The following is a 2,628-nucleotide window of genomic DNA, read 5'->3' as shown; positions in this document are numbered from 1 at the left end:
GATGCCTAACCCTTCCATCGAGGGGGACGTCCAAGGGCTGGCGCCCTTGGCCGCCCCTCATGTCAAACGTTGGGCGAACCCGGAGCCTCATTAATTGTTAGCCGTTAAAATTAAGCCCTTTACCAAACCAATACTTATTATGAAAAACACAATACATATCAACTTCGCTATTTTTTTAATAATTGCAAATATTATCTACAGCAGCGCCAGTGCATCAACAGATATCTCTACTGTTGCATCTCCATTATTTGAAGGAACTGAAGGTTGTTTTTTACTTTACGATGCATCCACAAACGCTGAAATTGCTCAATTCAATAAAGCAAAGTGTGCAACGCAAATGGCACCAGATTCAACTTTCAAGATCGCATTATCACTTATGGCATTTGATGCGGAAATAATAGATCAGAAAACCATATTCAAATGGGATAAAACCCCCAAAGGAATGGAGATCTGGAACAGCAATCATACACCAAAGACGTGGATGCAATTTTCTGTTGTTTGGGTTTCGCAAGAAATAACCCAAAAAATTGGATTAAATAAAATCAAGAATTATCTCAAAGATTTTGATTATGGAAATCAAGACTTCTCTGGAGATAAAGAAAGAAACAACGGATTAACAGAAGCATGGCTCGAAAGTAGCTTAAAAATTTCACCAGAAGAACAAATTCAATTCCTGCGTAAAATTATTAATCACAATCTCCCAGTTAAAAACTCAGCCATAGAAAACACCATAGAGAACATGTATCTACAAGATCTGGATAATAGTACAAAACTGTATGGGAAAACTGGTGCAGGATTCACAGCAAATAGAACCTTACAAAACGGATGGTTTGAAGGGTTTATTATAAGCAAATCAGGACATAAATATGTTTTTGTGTCCGCACTTACAGGAAACTTGGGGTCGAATTTAACATCAAGCATAAAAGCCAAGAAAAATGCGATCACCATTCTAAACACACTAAATTTATAAAAAATCTAATGGCAAAATCGCCCAACCCTTCAATCAAGTCGGGACGGCCAAAAGCAAGCTTTTGGCTCCCCTCGCTGGCGCTCGGCGCCCCTTATTTCAAACGTTAGACGGCAAAGTCACAGACCGCGGGATCTCTTATGACCAACTACTTTGATAGCCCCTTCAAAGGCAAGCTGCTTTCTGAGCAAGTGAAGAACCCCAATATCAAAGTTGGGCGGTACAGCTATTACTCTGGCTACTATCATGGGCACTCATTCGATGACTGCGCACGGTATCTGTTTCCGGACCGTGATGACGTTGATAAGTTGATCATCGGTAGTTTCTGCTCTATCGGGAGTGGGGCTTCCTTTATCATGGCTGGCAATCAGGGGCATCGGTACGACTGGGCATCATCTTTCCCGTTCTTTTATATGCAGGAAGAACCTGCATTCTCAAGCGCACTCGATGCCTTCCAAAAAGCAGGTAATACTGTCATTGGCAATGACGTTTGGATCGGCTCTGAGGCAATGGTCATGCCCGGAATCAAGATCGGGCACGGTGCGGTGATAGGCAGCCGCTCGTTGGTGACAAAAGATGTGGAGCCTTACGCTATCGTTGGCGGCAATCCCGCTAAGAAGATTAAGAAACGCTTCACCGATGAGGAAATTTCATTGCTTCTGGAGATGGAGTGGTGGAATTGGTCACTGGAGAAGATCAAAGCGGCAATGCCCATGCTGTGCTCGTCTAATATTGTTGGCCTGCACAAGTATTGGCTCGAGTTTGCCGTCTAACAATTCAATCAAGCCGATGCCGCTTCGCGGCACGGCTTATTTCAGGCGTTATGCAGCCAAATCCCAACAATTAAGGGTCTTAAAATGGTAAAAGATTGGATTCCCATCTCTCATGATAATTACAAGCAGGTGCAAGGACCGTTCTATCATGGAACCAAAGCCAATTTGGCGATTGGTGACTTGCTAACCACAGGGTTCATCTCTCATTTCGAGGACGGTCGTATTCTTAAGCACATCTACTTTTCAGCCTTGATGGAGCCAGCAGTTTGGGGAGCTGAACTTGCTATGTCACTGTCTGGCCTCGAGGGTCGCGGCTACATATACATAGTTGAGCCAACAGGACCGTTCGAAGACGATCCGAATCTTACGAACAAAAGATTTCCCGGTAATCCAACACAGTCCTATAGAACCTGCGAACCCTTGAGAATTGTTGGCGTTGTTGAAGACTGGGAGGGGCATCCTGTTGAATTAATAAGGGGAATGTTGGATTCGTTGGAGGACTTAAAGCGCCGTGGTTTACACGTCATTGAAGACTAGTCCTTTGCATAACAAAGCCATCAAACCGGACGCCAGAGATTCCGCGCCTGTTGCGCATGGCTTCGCCATTTTATGCGCAATAGGCGCGCCACCCTGTCGCCGTTTATGGCGGCGTTAGATGCACTAAGCACATAATTGCTCACAGCCAAACTATCAGGTCAAGTCTGCTTTTATTATTTTTAAGCGTGCATAATAAGCCCTACACAAATTGGGAGATATATCATGAAAGGCTGGCTTTTTCTTGTTATCGCAATAGTTGGCGAAGTAATCGCAACATCCGCATTAAAATCTAGCGAGGGCTTTACTAAGCTTGCCCCTTCCGCCGTTGTCATAATCGGTTATGGCATCGCA

General features: G+C 44.2%; 4 protein-coding genes. All 4 read left to right on the top strand.

What is annotated here, in order from left to right:
* Positions 1 to 139 precede the first annotated feature (139 nt).
* Positions 140 to 970, top strand: coding sequence for an oxacillin-hydrolyzing class D beta-lactamase OXA-1 (locus ACOTXR_RS24985; protein WP_001334766.1), 831 nt, complete (start codon positions 140 to 142; stop codon positions 968 to 970).
* Positions 971 to 1,107: 137 nt separating this feature from the next.
* Entirely contained in the window at positions 1,108 to 1,740 is a 633-nt protein-coding gene (locus tag ACOTXR_RS24980) for a type B-3 chloramphenicol O-acetyltransferase CatB3 (protein ID WP_000186237.1), read from the top strand.
* Positions 1,741 to 1,824: 84 nt separating this feature from the next.
* Complete coding sequence (locus ACOTXR_RS24975) at positions 1,825 to 2,277, top strand: NAD(+)--rifampin ADP-ribosyltransferase Arr-3 (RefSeq protein ID WP_001749986.1); 453 nt, start codon at positions 1,825 to 1,827, stop codon at positions 2,275 to 2,277.
* A 222-nt stretch (positions 2,278 to 2,499) separates the two neighbouring features.
* The coding region (locus tag ACOTXR_RS24970) for an SMR family transporter (protein WP_032492237.1) at positions 2,500 to 2,628 on the top strand (129 nt) is incomplete at its 3' end.

The organism is Enterobacter cloacae complex sp. IR53030 (assembly GCF_049238365.1).
Lineage (GTDB): Bacteria > Pseudomonadota > Gammaproteobacteria > Enterobacterales > Enterobacteriaceae > Enterobacter > Enterobacter kobei.
This window is presented reverse-complemented; position numbering and strand designations above follow the sequence as displayed.